The organism is Arthrobacter sp. Soc17.1.1.1 (assembly GCF_036867195.1).
GTDB lineage: Bacteria > Actinomycetota > Actinomycetes > Actinomycetales > Micrococcaceae > Arthrobacter_D.
Map to the genome: position 1 here is coordinate 2,346,239 of NZ_JBAJII010000001.1, position 15,817 is coordinate 2,362,055.

A 15,817-nucleotide genomic window follows, 5' to 3' on the forward strand; every position below is an offset into this window, starting at 1 on the left:
CCCGGGCGCTGCCGTGCGCCATCAGGACTGGTGGCTGCCCCGTCGTCGTGCGGCCAGGACGGCGAGGGCGACGAGCGCCGCCGCCACGATCCCGCCGGCGATCCAGGCGACCGGGGCGAGCGAGGACGTGCGCTCCTCCTCGGCGGCGACGGGGCTGCTCGTGGCCGACGGGGTCGCGGAGCGGCTCGGACGCGATGTGGAGGTGGCGCTCGGGGAGGCCGACGGCACGACCGGTGCGGCGACGGGCACCTCCCCTGGAACCGTGGCACCGGGCTGCGGCGCGGGAGCGGTCGCAGGAGCCGTCGCCGGTGCGGTCGGTGCCGCGGTGGCCGACGGCGTCGGGGTGGGCGCCGGGTCTCCGGCGCCGGGGGCGGGTGCCTCCCCGGCGATCTCGACGACCCCGCCGGACACCGCGTCGTAGCGCAGGTTGGTGTAGATGAGGGTGTCCGCGAACAGGAGGTACCCGGTGCCCGGCTCGATGAGGTGCCCCGTGCCGGGGTGCACCAGGAAGCGGGTCCGCGCGTTGATCGCGAAACCCGTCGCCGGGTCGGTGCCGTCGGTCGCGGTGGGATCGGTGACGCCCGGGGCGGGCTCGACGAAGGTGGCTCCGGGCTGCGGCTGGACCGGCACCTGCCCGCCGACCGCGGCCGGGGCGGGGACCGACTCCGCACCGATCCCCTCGACGGCGAGCGCGGGCAGCGGCGCGGCGAGGACCGCTCCCGCAAGGAGGGTGGCGGCTGCCCGGGAGAGGATCCTGGTGCTGGTGCTGGTGCTGGTGCTGGTGCTGGTGGTCGGGGTGCGGCGGTGTGGCGCGGTCATTCGTCCTCGGCTCGGGCTCTCGCACCGGGCGGCAGGCCTGAGGCATCGCCGGGTGCGCGTGGGGCAACCTGCAGCGCGGGATGCGACTGCGGCTCCTGCAGTGTACGGTCGGCCCGCCACCGGGCCCGGCTCATCCCGGGTGGCGGCCGCCCCGTGTCGCACCACCGCTGCCCCCGCCTACTAGGGTGGGACCATGCCTGCCCTCCCCCGGTCCGCGACCCCCCTGGTGCTCCTCGGGCTCCTGATCGGACTCGCCGGCTGCGGGTCCGTCGTCGACGTCGATCCCGCGCAGGACGCGGCCAACGCGCGCTGCGCCGACGTGATGATCGCCCTGCCGCCGTCGGTCGCCGAGAACGAGCAGCGCGACACCAACAGCCAGGCCACCTCCGCCTGGGGTGATCCCTCGAAGGTGGTGCTGCGCTGCGGCGTGGACGTCCCCGGGCCCACCACCGACCCGTGCGTGACCGTCAACGACGTGGACTGGGTGGTCCGCGAGGGCGACCCAGCGTGGACCGCCACCACCTACGGCCGCGATCCCGCCGTCGAGATCCTCTTCGACCCGGAGGAGGTCGCCTCGAGCACCGTCCTGGTGGAGCTCGGCGACGCCGTCTCGCGCGTGGAGCAGAGCCGCGCCTGCGTGGGGCTCTCCGAAGCCACCCCCGCACCTGCGGGCGGGTGACGCAACCCGTGCGCGGTCACGCCGCGCCCGAGCACCGGCGATGGCACCGGGCACGCCCCGTGCTCCACGCTGGGACGTGGACCACGACACCGACCGGACCCCGACCCGACCCCGACCCGACCCCGACTGCCAGGAGGCACCGTGAAAGCCGAGCAAATCTCCGACGTCTGCACCTTCCATGGCGAGGGCCCCTACTGGGACCCGCGCCGCGGTGAGCTCCTGCTGGTCGACATGATGGAGGGTGACGTGCTGGTGCGCCACGACGACGGCACCTTCGACCGGCACGACGTCCACCCGCGGCTCGCCGGCGTGATCCGGGGGCGCGCCTCCGGCGGATACGTGGTCGGCGTGGAGCGCGGCTTCGTGTTCGCCGACGACTCCTTCTCGACCCTCGAGCAGGGCCCGGAGGCCTTCAGCGACGGCAGCGTGCGCATGAACGACGGCGGCTGCGACACCGCCGGGCGGTTCCTGTGCGGATCGATGGGCTGGGAGGGAGGCTTCGGGGCCGGGACCCTGTACGCCCTGGGCGAGGACCACGGCGTCTCGGCCCTGCTGACCGGCATCACCGTCTCGAACGGCCTGCACTTCTCCCCCGCGGGCGATACGGCGTTCTTCGCGGACACGCCCACGGGCCGCATCGACGCCCTGGGCTACGACATCGCCGCGGGCCGGTTCACGGACCGCCGCACGTTCGCCGTCGTCGAGCAGGCCCTCGGCATGCCCGACGGCCTGGCCATCGACACGGAGGGCGGCATCTGGGCGGCCCTGTACGGAGGCGGCGCCGTGGCACGCTTCGACGCGTCCGGAAGGCTCTCGGAGCACATCCCGCTCCCGGTGACGAACGTGACGGCGTGCGCGTTCGGCGGTCCGGACCTCACCACGCTGTTCATCACGACCACGCAGGAGAACGTCCCGGCGGGCTCGGAGCCGCAGGCCGGCGCGCTCTTCGCCGTCGAACCCGGGATCGCCGGCGCCCCCCTGCCGATGTTCGCGGGGTAGTCCGCGAACATCGGCAGGGGCGTCCCGGGCCGGGCCGTCAGAGGATCGGCTGACCGCCGGTGACGGCGATGCGGGCACCCGAGACGTAGCTCGCCTCGTCGGAGGCGAGCAGCACGTACACCGGGGCGAGTTCGGCGGGCTGGCCGGCGCGCTGCATCGGCACCTGCTGGCCGAAGGACTCGACCTGCTCCTCCGGCATCGTGGCGGGGATGAGGGGCGTCCAGATGGGCCCGGGCGCCACGGAGTTGACGCGGATCCCGCGCTCGGCGAGGAGCTGGGCCATGGACGCCGCCATGTTGGCGATCCCGGCCTTCGTCGCCGAATAGGGCATCAGGGTGGGCACGGGGTTGTCCGAGTTGACGGAGCTCGACCCGATGATCGACCCGCCCGGGCCCATGTGGGGCAGGACCGCCTTCGTGAGGTGGAAGAAGGCACTGAGGTTGGTGGCGAGGGTGTGGTCCCACTCGTCGTCCGGGATCTCCTCGATGGTCTCGTGGGTCATCTGGAAGGCGGCGTTGCTGACGAGGATGTCCACCCTGCCGAACTCCTGCACGGCCCTGTCGATGACCGCCCGGCACGTGGCGGGGTCGGCGAGGTCGCCCGGGAACAGGACGGCCTGCCGTCCCGCCTCCTCCACCCAGCGCGCCGTCTCCCGCGCGTCGTCGTCCTCGTTCAGGTAGCTGATGAGCACGTCCGCCCCCTCGCGGGCGTAGGCGATCGCGACGGCCCGGCCGATGCCGCTGTCACCGCCGGTGATGACCGCCTTCTTGCCCGTCAGCCGGCCGTTCCCACGATAGGACTGCTCGCCGTGGTCGGGGGTCGGGTCCATGGCGTCGGTGGTGCCGGGCGTGTCCTGCTGCTGCGCTGGCTGGCTCACTGTTCCTCCTGATGTCTACGGACAGTCGGGTCCGTGGTTTCCTTGCCCCCTCACGGTAAGCACCCTTAGTAATTGAAGGGAAGCCGGGAGCCGGTCCGGAAACCCTTTGCACGAGGAGGATTCGCCGTCCATGCGCCACTGTGCCGAATACGTCCTGCCGCTGAAGCGGACCGAGGCGGGCTCGGTCCAGGAGCTCGCCGGCTATCTGCGGGACCTCGCGCAATGGATCGACGTCACCGTGGTGGACGGCTCCGACGACGCCGCCTTCGCGCACCACGCCCGCGTGTTCCCTCCGGGTGTCCGCCACGTCCGGCCCGACCCCCGGCTCGTGCGCCGCGGCGGCAATGGCAAGGTACACGGCGTCCTGACCGGCCTGGCCACGGCCCGGCACGAGCGCGTGGTGATCGCCGACGACGACGTCCGGTACGGGCGCGCCGACCTCGGCAGCGTGCTGGAGCTCCTCGAGGACGCGGACCTGGTGCGCCCCCAGAACTACTTCGCGCACGCGCCGTGGCACGCCCGCTGGGACACCGGCCGGACCCTGCTCAACCGGGCCTTCGGCTCCGACTACCCGGGAACCCTGGGCCTCCGCCGGAGCACGCTCCTCGCGGCGGGCGGCTACTGCGCCGACGCCCTGTTCGAGAACCTCGAACTCATCCGTACCGTGCGCGCCGTCGGCGGCCTGGAGGTCCGCGCCGACGACCTGTTCGTGGCCCGCCTCCCCTGCTCGTCGCGGCACTTCCTCCGGCAGCGCGTGCGGCAGGCCTACGACAGCCTCGCCCAGCCGGGGCGGCTCGCCCTCGAGCTGGGCCTGCTCCCCGCGATCCTCCTCGCCCGGCGGTCGGCCGGGCGGCTCGCGGTCGGCTGGCTCGCAGTCGTCGCCCTCGCCGAGACCGGCCGACGGCGACGGGGCGGGCGGCTCGCCTTCGGACCCACCGCGGCGCTGTGGGCCCCGGCGTGGGTCCTCGAACGGTCGGTGTGCAGCTGGCTCGCCGTCGCCCACCGCGCGCGGGGCGGCGTGCGCTACGCGGGCGGGAGGCTGCTCCTCGCGGCGCACTCCGAGCGGTACCTGCGCGTGCGGTGCACCTCCGCCCGCGGGGCTGTCAGTGACGGTAAGTACACTGATGACTTCAGCTGGTCACGACGAAGGGGAACACACATGGCAGACACACTGGGAAGCCCGAACTCCGAGCCCGAGGGCGGTTTCGAGCGGGATCCCTCGGACTGGGTCACCGGCGACGAGCCCATGACCGCCGCCCAGCGCAGCTACCTCGACACCCTCGCACGCGAGGCCGGCGAGGAGATCCCGGCGGACATCAACAAGGCCGAGGCGTCGGAGCACATCGACCGGCTGCAGGGCAAGAGCAAGAGGCTCACCGAGGACTCCTGACCCCTCGTCCAGGGCGATCACCCATGCCGGCGGCGTCAGAGGGGAGGCACCCCGCTGACGCCGCCGGTGGTCATACCCCGCGGGGCTCCTCCTCCGGGCGGTGATGCCGCGGCCGATAGGTCCGGCCGAAGCTCCGCTCCGCACCGTCGTGGATCTCGACGAGCTCCCAGTCGTACCGCCGCCCGCCCGGGACGTCGAAGATCCGCGTGCCGTCGCCGAGGAACACCGGCGCGACGAAGACCTGCAGTTCGTCGACGAGTCCGTGCTCGAGTGCCTGGCGGGCGATATCGGCGCTGATGATCTGGATGTCCCTGTCCCCGGCGATCTCCCGCGCGCGACGTACTGCCTCCTGGATCCCGCAGTCCAGCGCGACGATCGACGGGTCGTCCGCGATCTCGTCGGGGCGGTGGGTCAGGATGAACTCGGTCCCCGACCAGGCGCCGCCGTACGCCTCGGATGTCATCTCGTCCCGCACGTCCCGCTGGGCTCTCGCGGCGTCGTAGCCGTCCCGGCCCGAGATGATCACTCCGACCTTCTCCGCCATCCGCTCGATGATCCCCTGTGCCAGAGGTTCCGCGGCCGACAGCCAGCCCATGTCGTGGCCGGGGCCGGCGATGAAGCCGTCGATCGAACAGGTGAATCCCCAGGCGACCTTGCCCATGTCCATCCTCCGGATACGGTTGCAGCGATTCAGCAGGGCGTGGGACGAACTATCCCACGGCGGCGGCTGCAGGGGAACCGGTCCGGCGCCTGCCTACCTCACTGCTGCGAAGTTGAACTCCGTGCAGATGTCCTGGCCGAACACGAAGCGCCGCACGGGCGCGGTCCGCGCCTCGGCGAGGACGTCGGAGCCCGAGAAGCGGATCCCGGGGACGCCGTCGCCCACGAGCACCGGCGCCGTCGTGAGGTAGAGCCGGTCGAGCGCCCCTGCTTCGAGGAAACGCGAGACGGTGTTGCCGCCCCCCTCGACGAGCACCCTGCCCATCCCCCGCGCGTGCAGGACAGCCAGGACGCGGCGCGGCTCGAAGTCCTCCGCGGGCAGCCGGACCACCTCGACGGACGCGGGCAGCCCGCCGGGCACCATGGCGTCGCGGGAGACGATCCAGAGCGTCGGTACGCCGTCGTCGGCGAGGACGCGGGCGTCCGCGCCGACCTTCGCGGCCGAGTCCAGCACCACGCGCACGGGACTGGTGCCGGGCACGTCCTCGACGGCGAGGGAGCAGTCCTCGGCCAGGACGGTGGACGCCCCCACCACGACGGCGTCCACGAGGGCGCGCAGCCGCTGGAGATGCCCGTGGTCGCCGCGGTCCTCGTGGAGGCCGGCATCGCCGGAGCGTGACGCGATGAAGCCGTCCAGGCTCTGGCGCAGCTGCCCGATCACCTGGCCGCCCGGCTGCGTGAGGTAGCCGTACCGATGGGTCAGTTCCTCCGCCTCACCCGGGGCTGGTGCTGCCGGCACCACGCCGTCGAGCAGCGATTCCCACGCATCCGCGGCCGGGGCGTCGTGCCGCATGCGGGCGCGCTTGGTCGCGAGGTAGCCGGCGTTCTCCGCGCGGTCGGGGACGGGCAGGTTGCGGCGCTCGACGACGGCGATGCCGAGTTCCTCGAGCGCCTCCTCCTTCGCCGGATTGCCGGAGAGCAAGCGGACGGCGCTGATCCCGAGGTCCTGCAGGATCTCGGCTGCCTGGTCGTACCGCCGGTCGTCGACGGGCAGGCCGAGGGCGGTGTTCGCGTCCACCGTGTCGACGCCCCCGTCCTGCAGCGCATAGGCCTTGAGCTTCGCGAGCAGGCCGATGCCGCGTCCCTCATGCCCCCGGACGTAGACCACGACGCCGCGTCCCTCGGCGGAGATGGCGGCGAGCGCGGCGTCGAGCTGCTCCCCGCAGTCGCAGCGCCAGGACCCGAAGGCGTCACCGGTGAGGCACTCGCTGTGGACGCGGACGAGCGGGGCGGTGCCGGGGGACACGGGCGCGTCCTCGATCCCCAGCGCGAGTGCGACGTGCTCGGTGCCCGCACCGTCGCGGTAGCCGACGAGGCGGAAGGTCCCGTGCCGCGTGGGCAGGATGGTCTCGGTGACCCGCTCGATCGTGGCCGGTACGGCTGCGGCGTCGGCCCGCGGGGACTGGATGGACATGGTTCAACCTTAGGAGTGGGGCAGGACGACGCGAAAAGCCGCGTCATGGGATCAACCGGGTACGGCACCCGTTTATTGCGCGTCACGCGCCTCGGGGCGGCCCGTCACGGGGACGGCGGACGCCGGACGTCGGCGGCGGCACGCCCGAGGACGTCGCGGACGGCCAGCACGGCGGGCCGCCGGGCACCGGCGCGGCGCGCCGAGGTGAAGATGGAGCGGCGCGGGCTCTCCCCGAGGTCCAGGAGCCGCACGGGGACACTCCGGCCGGTCCACACGAGATCGGGCATGAGGGCGACGGCGTTGCCCGATTCGATGAGCCGGATCTGCGCCTGGAGGTCGGCCGTCTCGTAGCGGACGTCGGGTTCGAACCCCGCGCGCCGGCATGCCTGCTCCGCCCAGTGGCGGGAGGCCGCCCCCCTGGGTTCCATGACCCAGGCGGTGGCCGCCGCCTCGCCGACCGTCGTGATGCCGGCATACGGGCCCGCGAGGGGGACGGCGAGGCGGATCGCGTCCTCCGTCAGGGGCAGGTGGTCCAGTTCCGCGTGGCGTGGGGCGGCGTGGCCCGGGTACTGCTCGGCGATCACGAGGTCGAAGTCGCGGGCGAATGTCTCGTACAGGGCCGTCTCCGGCTCGCGCTGCACCATCTCCACGCGCACGTCGGGATAGTCGCGGGTCATGGCCGTGAGGGCGCCGGGCATGAGCGCCAGCGCGGCCGACTGGAAGACCGCCACCCTGACCGTCCCGGACACCGTGGTCAGCGACGCCGCGAGGTCCGACTCGGCGCGCTCGAGGGTCTCGAGCAGTTCGGCGGTGTGCGCGACGAGCACCTCGGCCTGCGCCGTGAGGACCACGCGGCGGCCCGCCTTGCGGAGCAGTTCCACGCCCACCTCCTTCTCGAGCAGGGCGAGCTGCTGGGAGACCGAGGACGGACTGTAGCTGAGGGCCTCCGCGACGTCGGCGAGGGTGCCGCGGATCTTCAGTTCGCGGAGCAGCCGCAGCCTGCGCAGGTCGAGCACGGTGCCTCCGGCGTCGATGTCGATTCGGTTCTACTGACGAGTACCGTTCGGTAATCATCGCTTCTCCTAATCGTACGGCGGCCCGATACTGAGGAGGAAATAGCTGCGCCGGCGGAAGCCGTCCGATCGAAAGCCTGTGCCATGACAACCCAGATCCCGCGCCTCGACGGCGTCGCCGCTCCGGCACCCCGGAACGCGACGCCCGCCCGCACGCCGGAGCCCGACGTGACCCGTCGGTTCTCCGCCGCTCCCGGCAGCACCACCGACATCCCGGCCGGCCTCGCCGACGAAGCGGTCGCCCTCGTGCGCCGCTGGCTCACCGAGGCGGCGAAGGTGCCGGTCGACGCGTCGGCGAAACAGCTCGCCGGAGTCCTCAAGGACCCGGACGGGCTCGCCTTCACGGTCGGCTTCGTCGACGGCGTCATCCGCCCCGAGGACCTCTCCGTGGCCGCCCGCAACCTCGCCGCGATCGCGCCGAAGGTGCCGAAGTTCCTCCCCTGGTACATGCGCTCCGCCGTCACGGTGGGCGCCGCCGTCGCGCCCGTCCTGCCGCAGGTCGTCATCCCCGTGGCCCGCCGCATACTGCGCGAGATGGTGGGGCACCTCATCATCGACGCCTCGGACGCCCGCCTCGGCCGCTCCATAGGCCGGATCAGGCGCGAGGGGATCCGCCTCAACGTGAACCTCCTCGGCGAGGCGGTCCTCGGGGACCACGAGGCCGAACGCCGCCTGCAGGGCACCGTCCGCCTGCTCGAGCGCCCCGATGTCGACTACGTGTCCATCAAGGTGTCCTCCACCGTGGCCCCGCATCCCGCCTGGGCCTTCGAGGAGGCCGTGCAGCACGTCGCGGAGAAGCTCGCTCCCCTGTACGCGCTGGCGGCCGGCGCGGAGCAGCCGAAGTTCATCAACCTCGACATGGAGGAGTACAAGGACCTCGATCTCACGATCGCGGTCTTCATGGAGATCCTCGACCGGCCCGAGTTCAGGCACCTCGAGGCGGGCATCGTCCTCCAGGCGTACCTGCCCGACTCCCTCGCCGCCATGATCCGCCTGCAGGAGTGGGCCGCGGCCCGCCGCGCCGTCGGGGGCGCCGGCATCAAGGTCCGCGTGGTCAAGGGCGCCAACCTGCCGATGGAGCAGGTCGAGGCATCCCTCCACGACTGGCCGCTGGCCACCTGGGGGTCCAAGCAGGACTCCGACACCCACTACAAGCGCGTGCTCAACTACGCGCTGCAGCCCGGCCGTGTCGACAACGTGCGCGTCGGCGTCGCCGGCCACAACCTGTTCGACCTCGCCTTCGCATGGCTGCTCGCCGGCGAGCGCGGCGTCCGTGACGGCATCGAGTTCGAGATGCTCCTCGGCATGGCGCAGGGCCAGGCGGAAGCGGTCCGCCGCGACGTCGGTTCCCTCCTCCTCTACACGCCCGTGGTGCACCCGAGCGAGTTCGACGTCGCCATCGCCTACCTCATCCGACGCCTCGAGGAGGGGGCGAGCCAGGACAACTTCATGTCCGCCGTGTTCGAGCTCTCCGAGAACGAGGCGCTTTTCGACCGTGAGAAGGGCCGCTTCCTCGCCTCGCTCGCCGAGCTGGACACGTCGGTCCCCGGACCGAACCGCCGGCAGGACCGCACCGCCCCCGCCGAGCCGCACCCGGGCACCGGCTTCACGAACACCCCGGACACCGACCCCTCCCTGCCCGCCAACCGCACCTGGGGGCGGGCGATCCTCGACCGCGCCGCCACGTCGGAGCTGGGGAACGATCTCGTGGCCGACACCACGCTCACCCGCGCCGAGGAGCTCGAGGACACGATCGCCGGTGCCGTCCGTGCCTCCGCCGCCTGGGGCTCCCTCGGCGGTGCGGAACGCGCCGCGATCCTGCACCGCGCGGGCGACGCCCTCGAGGCCCGGCGCGCCGAGCTCATGGAGGTCATGGCCGCCGAGACCGGCAAGACCCTCGACCAGGCCGATCCCGAGATCTCCGAGGCCGTCGACTTCGCCCACTACTACGCCGAGCGCGCCCGCGAGCTCGACGACGTCGACGGCGCCGCGTTCTCCCCCGTCCGGCTCACCGTGGTGACGCCCCCGTGGAACTTCCCGGTCGCCATCCCGGCCGGCTCCACGCTGGCCGCGCTCGCCGCCGGATCCGCCGTCGTCATCAAGCCCGCGTCCCAGGCGCGCCGCTCCGGGTCCGTCATGATCGACGCGCTGTGGGCCGCGGGTGTGCCGCGCGAGGTGCTGCGCCTGGTGCAGGTCGAGGAGGGGGACCTCGGGCGCCAGCTCATCGCGGATCCCCGCGTGGACCGGGTCATCCTGACCGGCGGCTACGAGACGGCCGAGCTGTTCCGCTCCTTCCGCACCGATCTGCCCCTGCTCGCCGAGACCTCCGGCAAGAACGCCATCATCGTCACCCCGAGCGCGGATCTCGACCTCGCGGCGCGGGACGTAGCGCAGTCGGCCTTCGGCCATGCGGGCCAGAAATGCTCGGCAGCCTCCCTCGTGATCCTCGTGGGCAGTGCGGCCACGTCGCAGCGCTTCCGCAACCAGCTGCTCGACGCCGTGGCCTCGCTGTCCGTCGGGTACCCGACGGACCCGGCCACGCAGATGGGCCCGGTGATCGAGCCCGCCGCCGGGAAGCTCCTGGACGGCCTGACGACGCTCGGCGAGGGCGAGTCCTGGCTCCTGGAACCCCGCCGCCTCGACGACTCGGGGCGCCTGTGGAGCCCGGGCATCCGGGTCGGCGTGAAGCGCGGATCCACGTACCACCTCACCGAGTACTTCGGACCGATCCTCGGCGTGATGACCGCCGCGACCCTCGAGGAGGCCATCGCACTGCAGAACGACATCGACTACGGCCTGACCTCCGGCATCCACTCGCTGGACAGCCGCGAGATCGCCGCCTGGATCGACGGGGTGCAGGCGGGCAACCTCTACATCAACCGCGGCATCACCGGCGCGATCGTGCAGCGCCAGCCCTTCGGCGGCTGGAAGAAGTCGGCGGTCGGCGCCGGCACCAAGGCCGGTGGGCCCAACTACCTCGTGGGCCTCGGCACTTGGTCGTCGCGGGAGGCCCGGGTCCAGGGCGACGCCCTGCCCGTCGTCGCACCCCTGCTGGCGGCCGCCCGGTCCGCCGGGCTGCCTGACGGCGACGTGGCCGGCCTCGCCCGCGCCGCCGCCTCGGACGCCGCAGCGTGGACCAGCGAGTTCGGCGAGGTGCGGGACGTCTCGGCGCTCGCCGCCGAGCGGAACCTCTTCCGCTACCTCCCCCACGCGGTGACGGTGCGCCTGGCGGAAGGCGCTCCCGTGATCGACCTCGTCCGCGTGCTGCTCGCCGCGGGAGCCACCGGCGCACCGGTGGCCGTCTCCTCCGCCGTCGACCTCCCGGCCGGGCTGCGTGCAGCCCTCACGGAGAACGTCGTGGGCGTCACCGTCGAGGACGACGCCGCCTGGCTGGCCCGCGCGGCGACGCTGCCCCTGCGCCGCGTGCGGCTCATCGGTGGCGGGGCCTCTGCCCTCGCCGCCGTGACGGGCGGACGGCCCGATCTCGCGGTGTACGCGCAGCCGGTCACGGAGTCGGGGCGGATCGAACTGCTGCCGTTCCTGCAGGAGCAGGCCATCAGCATCACCGCCCACCGCTTCGGGACCCCCAACGGCCTGACCGACGCCGTGATCTAGCGGCACGGGCGCGCACGGCACGCGCCGTGCGCACCCGTGCCCGACGCCGTACGGCCTCCCTGGGTGGCCCGCCGGATCCTGCGCCGAGTCCGAGGGCACCGCACCCTCCCCCGTGGAAGAATGGCGGGGAGCAACGACCCCCTTCCCCCGACCCGGAAGCAGCCCCGCCATGCCGTCCTCCGCCCGCCCGTCGCTGCGTCGTGCACGGGTCGCGTCGCTGGTGCCGGGGCTGGCGGTGGTCGCCGCGGGTGTCGCTGTCGCCGTCTGGCTGGGATCGGTGCAGTCAGTCCTCGGGTCCCTCGTGATCGCCCTGCTGCTGGGGGTCCTGCTCGGTAATTCCGGCCGGTACACCCCCGCGCTCCGGCCGGGCGTGACGGCGGGCACCAAGAAGCTCCTGCGCGCCGGCGTCGTGCTGCTCGGCCTCCAGCTCGCGCTGCCCGACATCGTGGCGCTCGGCCTCCCGGTCCTCGGCCTGATCATCGCGTGCGTGGCGCTGAGCTACATCGCCACGCTGCAGCTCGGCCTGCGGCTGGGCCTCACGCGTGCCGGTGCCACGCTCATGGCCGCCGGTTTCTCCATCTGCGGTGCGTCAGCCATCGCCGGCCTCCAGGGCGTCGTGGACGCCGACGACGACGAGACCGCCGGCGCCGTCGCGATGGTCACGCTCTACGGCTCGCTCATGATCGTCGTGCTGCCCGTGCTCGGCGGTCTGCTCGGGCTGCGCGAGGACCGCTTCGGGCTGTGGGCGGGCCTGGCCGTCCACGAGGTCGCGCAGGTGGTCGCCGTCGCCGGTACGGCCGGGGCGACGGCGCTGGCCGTCGCCACCGTGGTCAAGCTCGGCCGGGTGCTGATGCTCGCGCCGGTCGCCGCTGTTGCGTCCCTCGGCGAACGACGTCGCGCTGCCGCCCCGGCCGGCGTTCACCGTCCCGTCGCAGCGCGGGACGCCGACCCGGAGGATTTACGGGGGCCGGCCCGCCCGAAGGTCTCCAGCCCGCCCGTGGTGCCGCTCTTCGTGCTGGGGTTCCTGGCCATGGTGGCCGTCCGCTCGCTCGGGATCCTCCCCGATCCGGCCCTCGAGGGCAGCCGCACGCTCACCACGATCCTGCTGGCGGCGGGCATGTTCGGCCTCGGGGCCGGGATCGACCTCCGCCGCCTCGCGCGCACCGGACGGCGCTTCGCCGTCGTGGGTGCGCTCTCGACGGTCCTGCTCGCGGGAGGCTCGCTGCTCGGGGTGCTGCTGCTGGCGTGACCTGCGGGTCAGCGCAGCCCGGTGGTGCGGTTGAGCGCGAGGCCGATCAGCTCGTCGATCAGCTCGGTGTAGCCGAGGCCGGATTTGGCCCACATCTGCGGGTACATGCTGATGGGCGTGAAACCGGGCATGGTGTTGATCTCGTTGATGACCAGGCGGCCGTCGGGGGTGTAGAAGAAGTCGACCCGTGAGAGCCCCTCGCCGCCGATCGCCTCGAACGCCTCCCCGGCGAGCAGCTGGACGCGCTCGAGGACGTCGGGGGGCAGGTCGGCGGGGCAGGAGAGCTCGGCCGCGGCGCCGTCGACGTACTTGGCCTCGAAGTCGTACCAGGCATGGTCGCCGGGCTGGATGGCGATCTCGCCCGGCAGCGACGTGCGCGGCGCCTCGAGGCCGCGCCCCTGCAGGACGGCCACCTCGATCTCGCGGCCCTCGATCCCCGCCTCGACAACCACCTTGGGGTCGAGGACCCGGGCGGCCTCGACGGCGGCCCGGAGACCTGCCGCATCGTCGACCCGGCTGATGCCCATGGAGGACCCGGCGCGGGACGGCTTGACGAACACCGGGAAGCCGAGGCCCTCGGCGCGCGCGAGGCAGGCGGCGGGATCCACGCGCCACTGGCGGTCGGTGATCACCTCGTAGGGTCCCACCTCGAGCCCGGCGGCCGCGAAGAGCACCTTCATGTAGTGCTTGTCCATGCCGACGGCGGACGCCAGCACCCCGGCCCCGACGTACCGCATGTCGGCCATCTCCAGCATGCCCTGGAGCGTGCCGTCCTCGCCGAAGGGCCCGTGCAGCAGCGGCAGCACCACGTCGACGCCGCCCAGGCTCTCGGGGACGGATCCCGGGGCCGCGAGGAGCAGCTCCTGGCCGGAACCGCCGCCGGTCGCCGACCCCATCACCACGGCCTGCTCGGTCGCGGTGACCTCGGGCAGCACGTCGGCGCGAAGCGACCACGCGGAGGGGTCCGCCGAGACGAGCGACCACTGGCCGGACTTCGTGATGCCCACGGGCACGACGTCGTAGCGGGACCGGTCGATCGCCTCGAGGACACCGGCGGCGGTGACGCAGCTGACGGCGTGCTCGCTCGAACGGCCCCCGAAGAGCACGAGGACGCGGGGCTTGCGGGTGGGGGCGGACGTCTCGGTGGTCACGTGGCGGGGTTGCCTTCCGGCTTGAGGTTGCGGGACAGCAGGCGCGGTCCGAGGTCGTTGACGGACAGGCGCCCCTGGAGGACGGCCACCACGCTCTCGGTGATGGGCATGTCCACGCCGAGCTTGGTGGCGGAGTCGAGGACGGCGTGCGCCGACTTGATGCCCTCCGCGGTCTGGTTCATGCGCACCGTGACCTGCTCGAGCGTGAGGCCCTGGCCGAGCAGGTGGCCTGCGGTGTGGTTGCGTGACAGGGCCGAGGAGCAGGTCGCGATCAGGTCGCCCATCCCTGCGAGGCCGGCCATCGTCTCGGCCTTGCCGCCGAGTGCCACTGCGAGGCGCGTGGTCTCCGCGAGGCCGCGGGTGATGACGGAGGCCTTCGTGTTGTCGCCCATGCGCCGGCCCTCGCAGATGCCGACGGCGAGGGCGATCACGTTCTTGACGATCCCGCCGATCTCCACGCCGATCACGTCGGTGGAGGTGTAGGGGCGGAAGTAGGAGGCGGTGCACGCCGCGGCGATCCACGTGGCCGTGTCGTGGTCCGGGCATGCCACCACGGACGCCGTCGGCTCCTCGCGGGCGATCTCCATGGCGAGGTTGGGCCCGGACAGCACGGCGATGCGCTCCGCCGGCAGCCCGAGCTCCTCGGCGATGACCTCGCTCATGCGCGCGTCGGTGCCGACCTCGAGGCCCTTCATGAGGGAGACCACGACGGCGGTGGCCGGGATGAGCGGACGCCAGGCCGGGAGCTGCGCCCTGAGGGTCTGGGCCGGTACGGCGATGACCACGAGGCTGCTCCCCGCCAGCACCGCGTCCACGTCCGTGGACGCGGACACGTTCGACGGGAGCCGCGTGTCACCGAGGTACCGGGAGTTGCGGTGCTCGGCGGTGATCTCGTCGGCCACCTCGGCCCGGCGCGACCAGAGCATGACCGGCGTCCCGGCCGCGGCGTCGGCGAGGACCTTCGCGAAGGTCGTCCCCCAGCTGCCGGAGCCGAGCACGGCGATCTTCGCGGGCGGAGCCGTCCTGGGGCTCCCGGTCATGACCGTCCTCCGTGCCGCGATGCATCCGGGTCGTCGTCCGGGTTCCCGACCCGGCGGCCGAGATCCTTCGGCTGTTTCTGCGCCGGATCCCAGCGCTCCGCGGGCGGCTGCTCGCCCCGCAGTTCGGCGAGCAGGACGGTGATCGCGTCGAGGATGCGCTCGGTCGCGGCGTCGAGCGTGGTCCTGGTGAGCGGGGCGCCCTCGAAGTCCGAGAGATCCACGGGTTCGCCGACGAGCACGCGCGAGCGCTTGCGGGGGAAGAGGTAGAAGCGCTTGGCGTAGCGGGGGAACACCTCGTGGGCGCCCCAGTGCGCGAGGGGCACCACGGGGGCGCCCGTCTGGAGCGCCAGGCGGGCGGCGCCCGTGCGGCCCTTCATGGGCCACATGTCCGGGTCGCGGGTCAGGGTGCCCTCGGGGTAGATGATGATGCCCCCGCCGTCGGCCAGTGCCTCGCGGGCCGCCTCGAGGGAGCGGTTGGCGCCCGCCGAGCTGCGCTCCACCGGTACCTGCTTGATGGTGCGCAGGATGCCACCGATGACGGGCACCTTGAACAGCGACGCCTTCGCGAGGAAGTGCGGCATGACGCCCTGGTTGTACAGGAAGTGGCCCACCACCACGGGATCGATCTCCGTGACGTGGTTGGGGCAGACGATCATGCCCGTCCCGCGGGGCAGGTGTTCCTGCCCGTTCCACTCCTTCGCCATCAGCGCGTTCATCAGCGGCCTCACCCAGGAGGCGAGGAACGTGAACATGACCCGTGAGCCCCGGGACTCCCCCATCGGTCCGGGCCG

General features: G+C 72.9%; 13 protein-coding genes. 5 read left to right on the top strand and 8 right to left on the bottom strand.

What is annotated here, in order from left to right; translation table 11 throughout:
- Positions 1 to 21 precede the first annotated feature (21 nt).
- Positions 22 to 819, bottom strand: coding sequence for a hypothetical protein (locus V6S67_RS10920; RefSeq protein ID WP_334210271.1), 798 nt, complete (start codon positions 817 to 819; stop codon positions 22 to 24).
- 193 nt (positions 820 to 1,012) lie between these two features.
- Between V6S67_RS10920 and V6S67_RS10925 the strand changes: the two genes are divergently transcribed.
- On the top strand, positions 1,013 to 1,498 hold the full coding sequence (locus V6S67_RS10925; RefSeq protein ID WP_334210272.1) for a DUF3515 family protein: 486 nt from the start codon (positions 1,013 to 1,015) through the stop codon (positions 1,496 to 1,498).
- A 141-nt stretch (positions 1,499 to 1,639) separates the two neighbouring features.
- The gene (locus tag V6S67_RS10930; RefSeq protein WP_334210273.1) at positions 1,640 to 2,497 is read left to right on the top strand and encodes an SMP-30/gluconolactonase/LRE family protein; all 858 of its coding nucleotides are present in this window, start codon (positions 1,640 to 1,642) and stop codon (positions 2,495 to 2,497) included.
- A gap of 37 nt (positions 2,498 to 2,534) precedes the next feature.
- On the opposite strand, the gene V6S67_RS10935 is transcribed toward V6S67_RS10930, so the two are convergent.
- Positions 2,535 to 3,374 carry an SDR family oxidoreductase gene (locus V6S67_RS10935; RefSeq protein ID WP_334210274.1) on the bottom strand — a complete coding sequence of 280 codons (840 nt, stop codon included), beginning with the start codon at positions 3,372 to 3,374 and terminating at the stop codon, positions 2,535 to 2,537.
- Positions 3,375 to 3,504: 130 nt separating this feature from the next.
- On the opposite strand from V6S67_RS10935, the gene V6S67_RS19980 reads away from it, so the two are divergent.
- Positions 3,505 to 4,764 carry a DUF3072 domain-containing protein gene (locus V6S67_RS19980; RefSeq protein WP_442884775.1) on the top strand — a complete coding sequence of 420 codons (1,260 nt, stop codon included), beginning with the start codon at positions 3,505 to 3,507 and terminating at the stop codon, positions 4,762 to 4,764.
- Positions 4,765 to 4,834: 70 nt separating this feature from the next.
- Here the strand turns inward: V6S67_RS19980 and V6S67_RS10950 are convergent, their stop codons facing one another.
- The 3 genes from V6S67_RS10950 to V6S67_RS10960 all read right to left on the bottom strand — a co-directional run bounded on the left by V6S67_RS10950 (position 4,835) and on the right by V6S67_RS10960 (position 7,914).
- On the bottom strand, positions 4,835 to 5,425 hold the full coding sequence (locus tag V6S67_RS10950) for a dihydrofolate reductase family protein (RefSeq protein WP_334210275.1): 591 nt from the start codon (positions 5,423 to 5,425) through the stop codon (positions 4,835 to 4,837).
- Positions 5,426 to 5,518: 93 nt separating this feature from the next.
- The gene (ribA, locus tag V6S67_RS10955) at positions 5,519 to 6,898 is read right to left on the bottom strand and encodes a GTP cyclohydrolase II (RefSeq protein ID WP_334210276.1); all 1,380 of its coding nucleotides are present in this window, start codon (positions 6,896 to 6,898) and stop codon (positions 5,519 to 5,521) included.
- 104 nt (positions 6,899 to 7,002) lie between these two features.
- A complete protein-coding gene (locus V6S67_RS10960; protein ID WP_334210277.1) occupies positions 7,003 to 7,914 on the bottom strand; it encodes a LysR substrate-binding domain-containing protein in 912 nt (303 codons plus the stop codon).
- Positions 7,915 to 8,055: 141 nt separating this feature from the next.
- On the opposite strand from V6S67_RS10960, the gene V6S67_RS10965 reads away from it, so the two are divergent.
- Together V6S67_RS10965 and V6S67_RS10970 are read left to right on the top strand one after the other, a co-directional pair.
- On the top strand, positions 8,056 to 11,586 hold the full coding sequence (locus V6S67_RS10965; protein ID WP_334210278.1) for a bifunctional proline dehydrogenase/L-glutamate gamma-semialdehyde dehydrogenase: 3,531 nt from the start codon (positions 8,056 to 8,058) through the stop codon (positions 11,584 to 11,586).
- Between the two features lie 169 nt (positions 11,587 to 11,755).
- Entirely contained in the window at positions 11,756 to 12,835 is a 1,080-nt protein-coding gene (locus V6S67_RS10970; RefSeq protein ID WP_334210279.1) for a YeiH family protein, read from the top strand.
- An 8-nt stretch (positions 12,836 to 12,843) separates the two neighbouring features.
- On the opposite strand, the gene V6S67_RS10975 is transcribed toward V6S67_RS10970, so the two are convergent.
- The 3 genes from V6S67_RS10975 to V6S67_RS10985 are packed head-to-tail and all read right to left on the bottom strand — an operon-like array spanning position 12,844 to position 15,805.
- Positions 12,844 to 13,986, bottom strand: coding sequence for a D-alanine--D-alanine ligase family protein (locus tag V6S67_RS10975; protein ID WP_334210280.1), 1,143 nt, complete (start codon positions 13,984 to 13,986; stop codon positions 12,844 to 12,846).
- The gene (locus V6S67_RS10980; RefSeq protein ID WP_334210281.1) at positions 13,983 to 15,026 is read right to left on the bottom strand and encodes an NAD(P)H-dependent glycerol-3-phosphate dehydrogenase; all 1,044 of its coding nucleotides are present in this window, start codon (positions 15,024 to 15,026) and stop codon (positions 13,983 to 13,985) included. Before V6S67_RS10980 ends, V6S67_RS10975 begins: the two co-directional genes overlap by 4 nt.
- On the bottom strand, positions 15,023 to 15,805 hold the full coding sequence (locus V6S67_RS10985) for a lysophospholipid acyltransferase family protein (protein ID WP_334210282.1): 783 nt from the start codon (positions 15,803 to 15,805) through the stop codon (positions 15,023 to 15,025). The genes V6S67_RS10980 and V6S67_RS10985 overlap by 4 nt, the downstream gene beginning before the upstream one ends.
- Positions 15,806 to 15,817: the final 12 nt, after the last annotated feature.

What these genes read in the sequence shown, in the direction of transcription:
- V6S67_RS10920 (WP_334210271.1), bottom strand. Translation starts at nt 819, where the DNA reads ATGACCGCGCCACACCGCCGCACCCCGACCACCAGCACCAGCACCAGC.
- V6S67_RS10925 (WP_334210272.1), top strand. Translation starts at nt 1,013, where the DNA reads ATGCCTGCCCTCCCCCGGTCCGCGACCCCCCTGGTGCTCCTCGGGCTC.
- V6S67_RS19980 (WP_442884775.1), top strand. Translation starts at nt 3,505, where the DNA reads ATGCGCCACTGTGCCGAATACGTCCTGCCGCTGAAGCGGACCGAGGCG.
- V6S67_RS10950 (WP_334210275.1), bottom strand. Translation starts at nt 5,425, where the DNA reads ATGGGCAAGGTCGCCTGGGGATTCACCTGTTCGATCGACGGCTTCATC.
- ribA (WP_334210276.1), bottom strand. Translation starts at nt 6,898, where the DNA reads ATGTCCATCCAGTCCCCGCGGGCCGACGCCGCAGCCGTACCGGCCACG.
- V6S67_RS10965 (WP_334210278.1), top strand. Translation starts at nt 8,056, where the DNA reads ATGACAACCCAGATCCCGCGCCTCGACGGCGTCGCCGCTCCGGCACCC.
- V6S67_RS10970 (WP_334210279.1), top strand. Translation starts at nt 11,756, where the DNA reads ATGCCGTCCTCCGCCCGCCCGTCGCTGCGTCGTGCACGGGTCGCGTCG.
- V6S67_RS10980 (WP_334210281.1), bottom strand. Translation starts at nt 15,026, where the DNA reads ATGACCGGGAGCCCCAGGACGGCTCCGCCCGCGAAGATCGCCGTGCTC.
- V6S67_RS10985 (WP_334210282.1), bottom strand. Translation starts at nt 15,805, where the DNA reads ATGGGGGAGTCCCGGGGCTCACGGGTCATGTTCACGTTCCTCGCCTCC.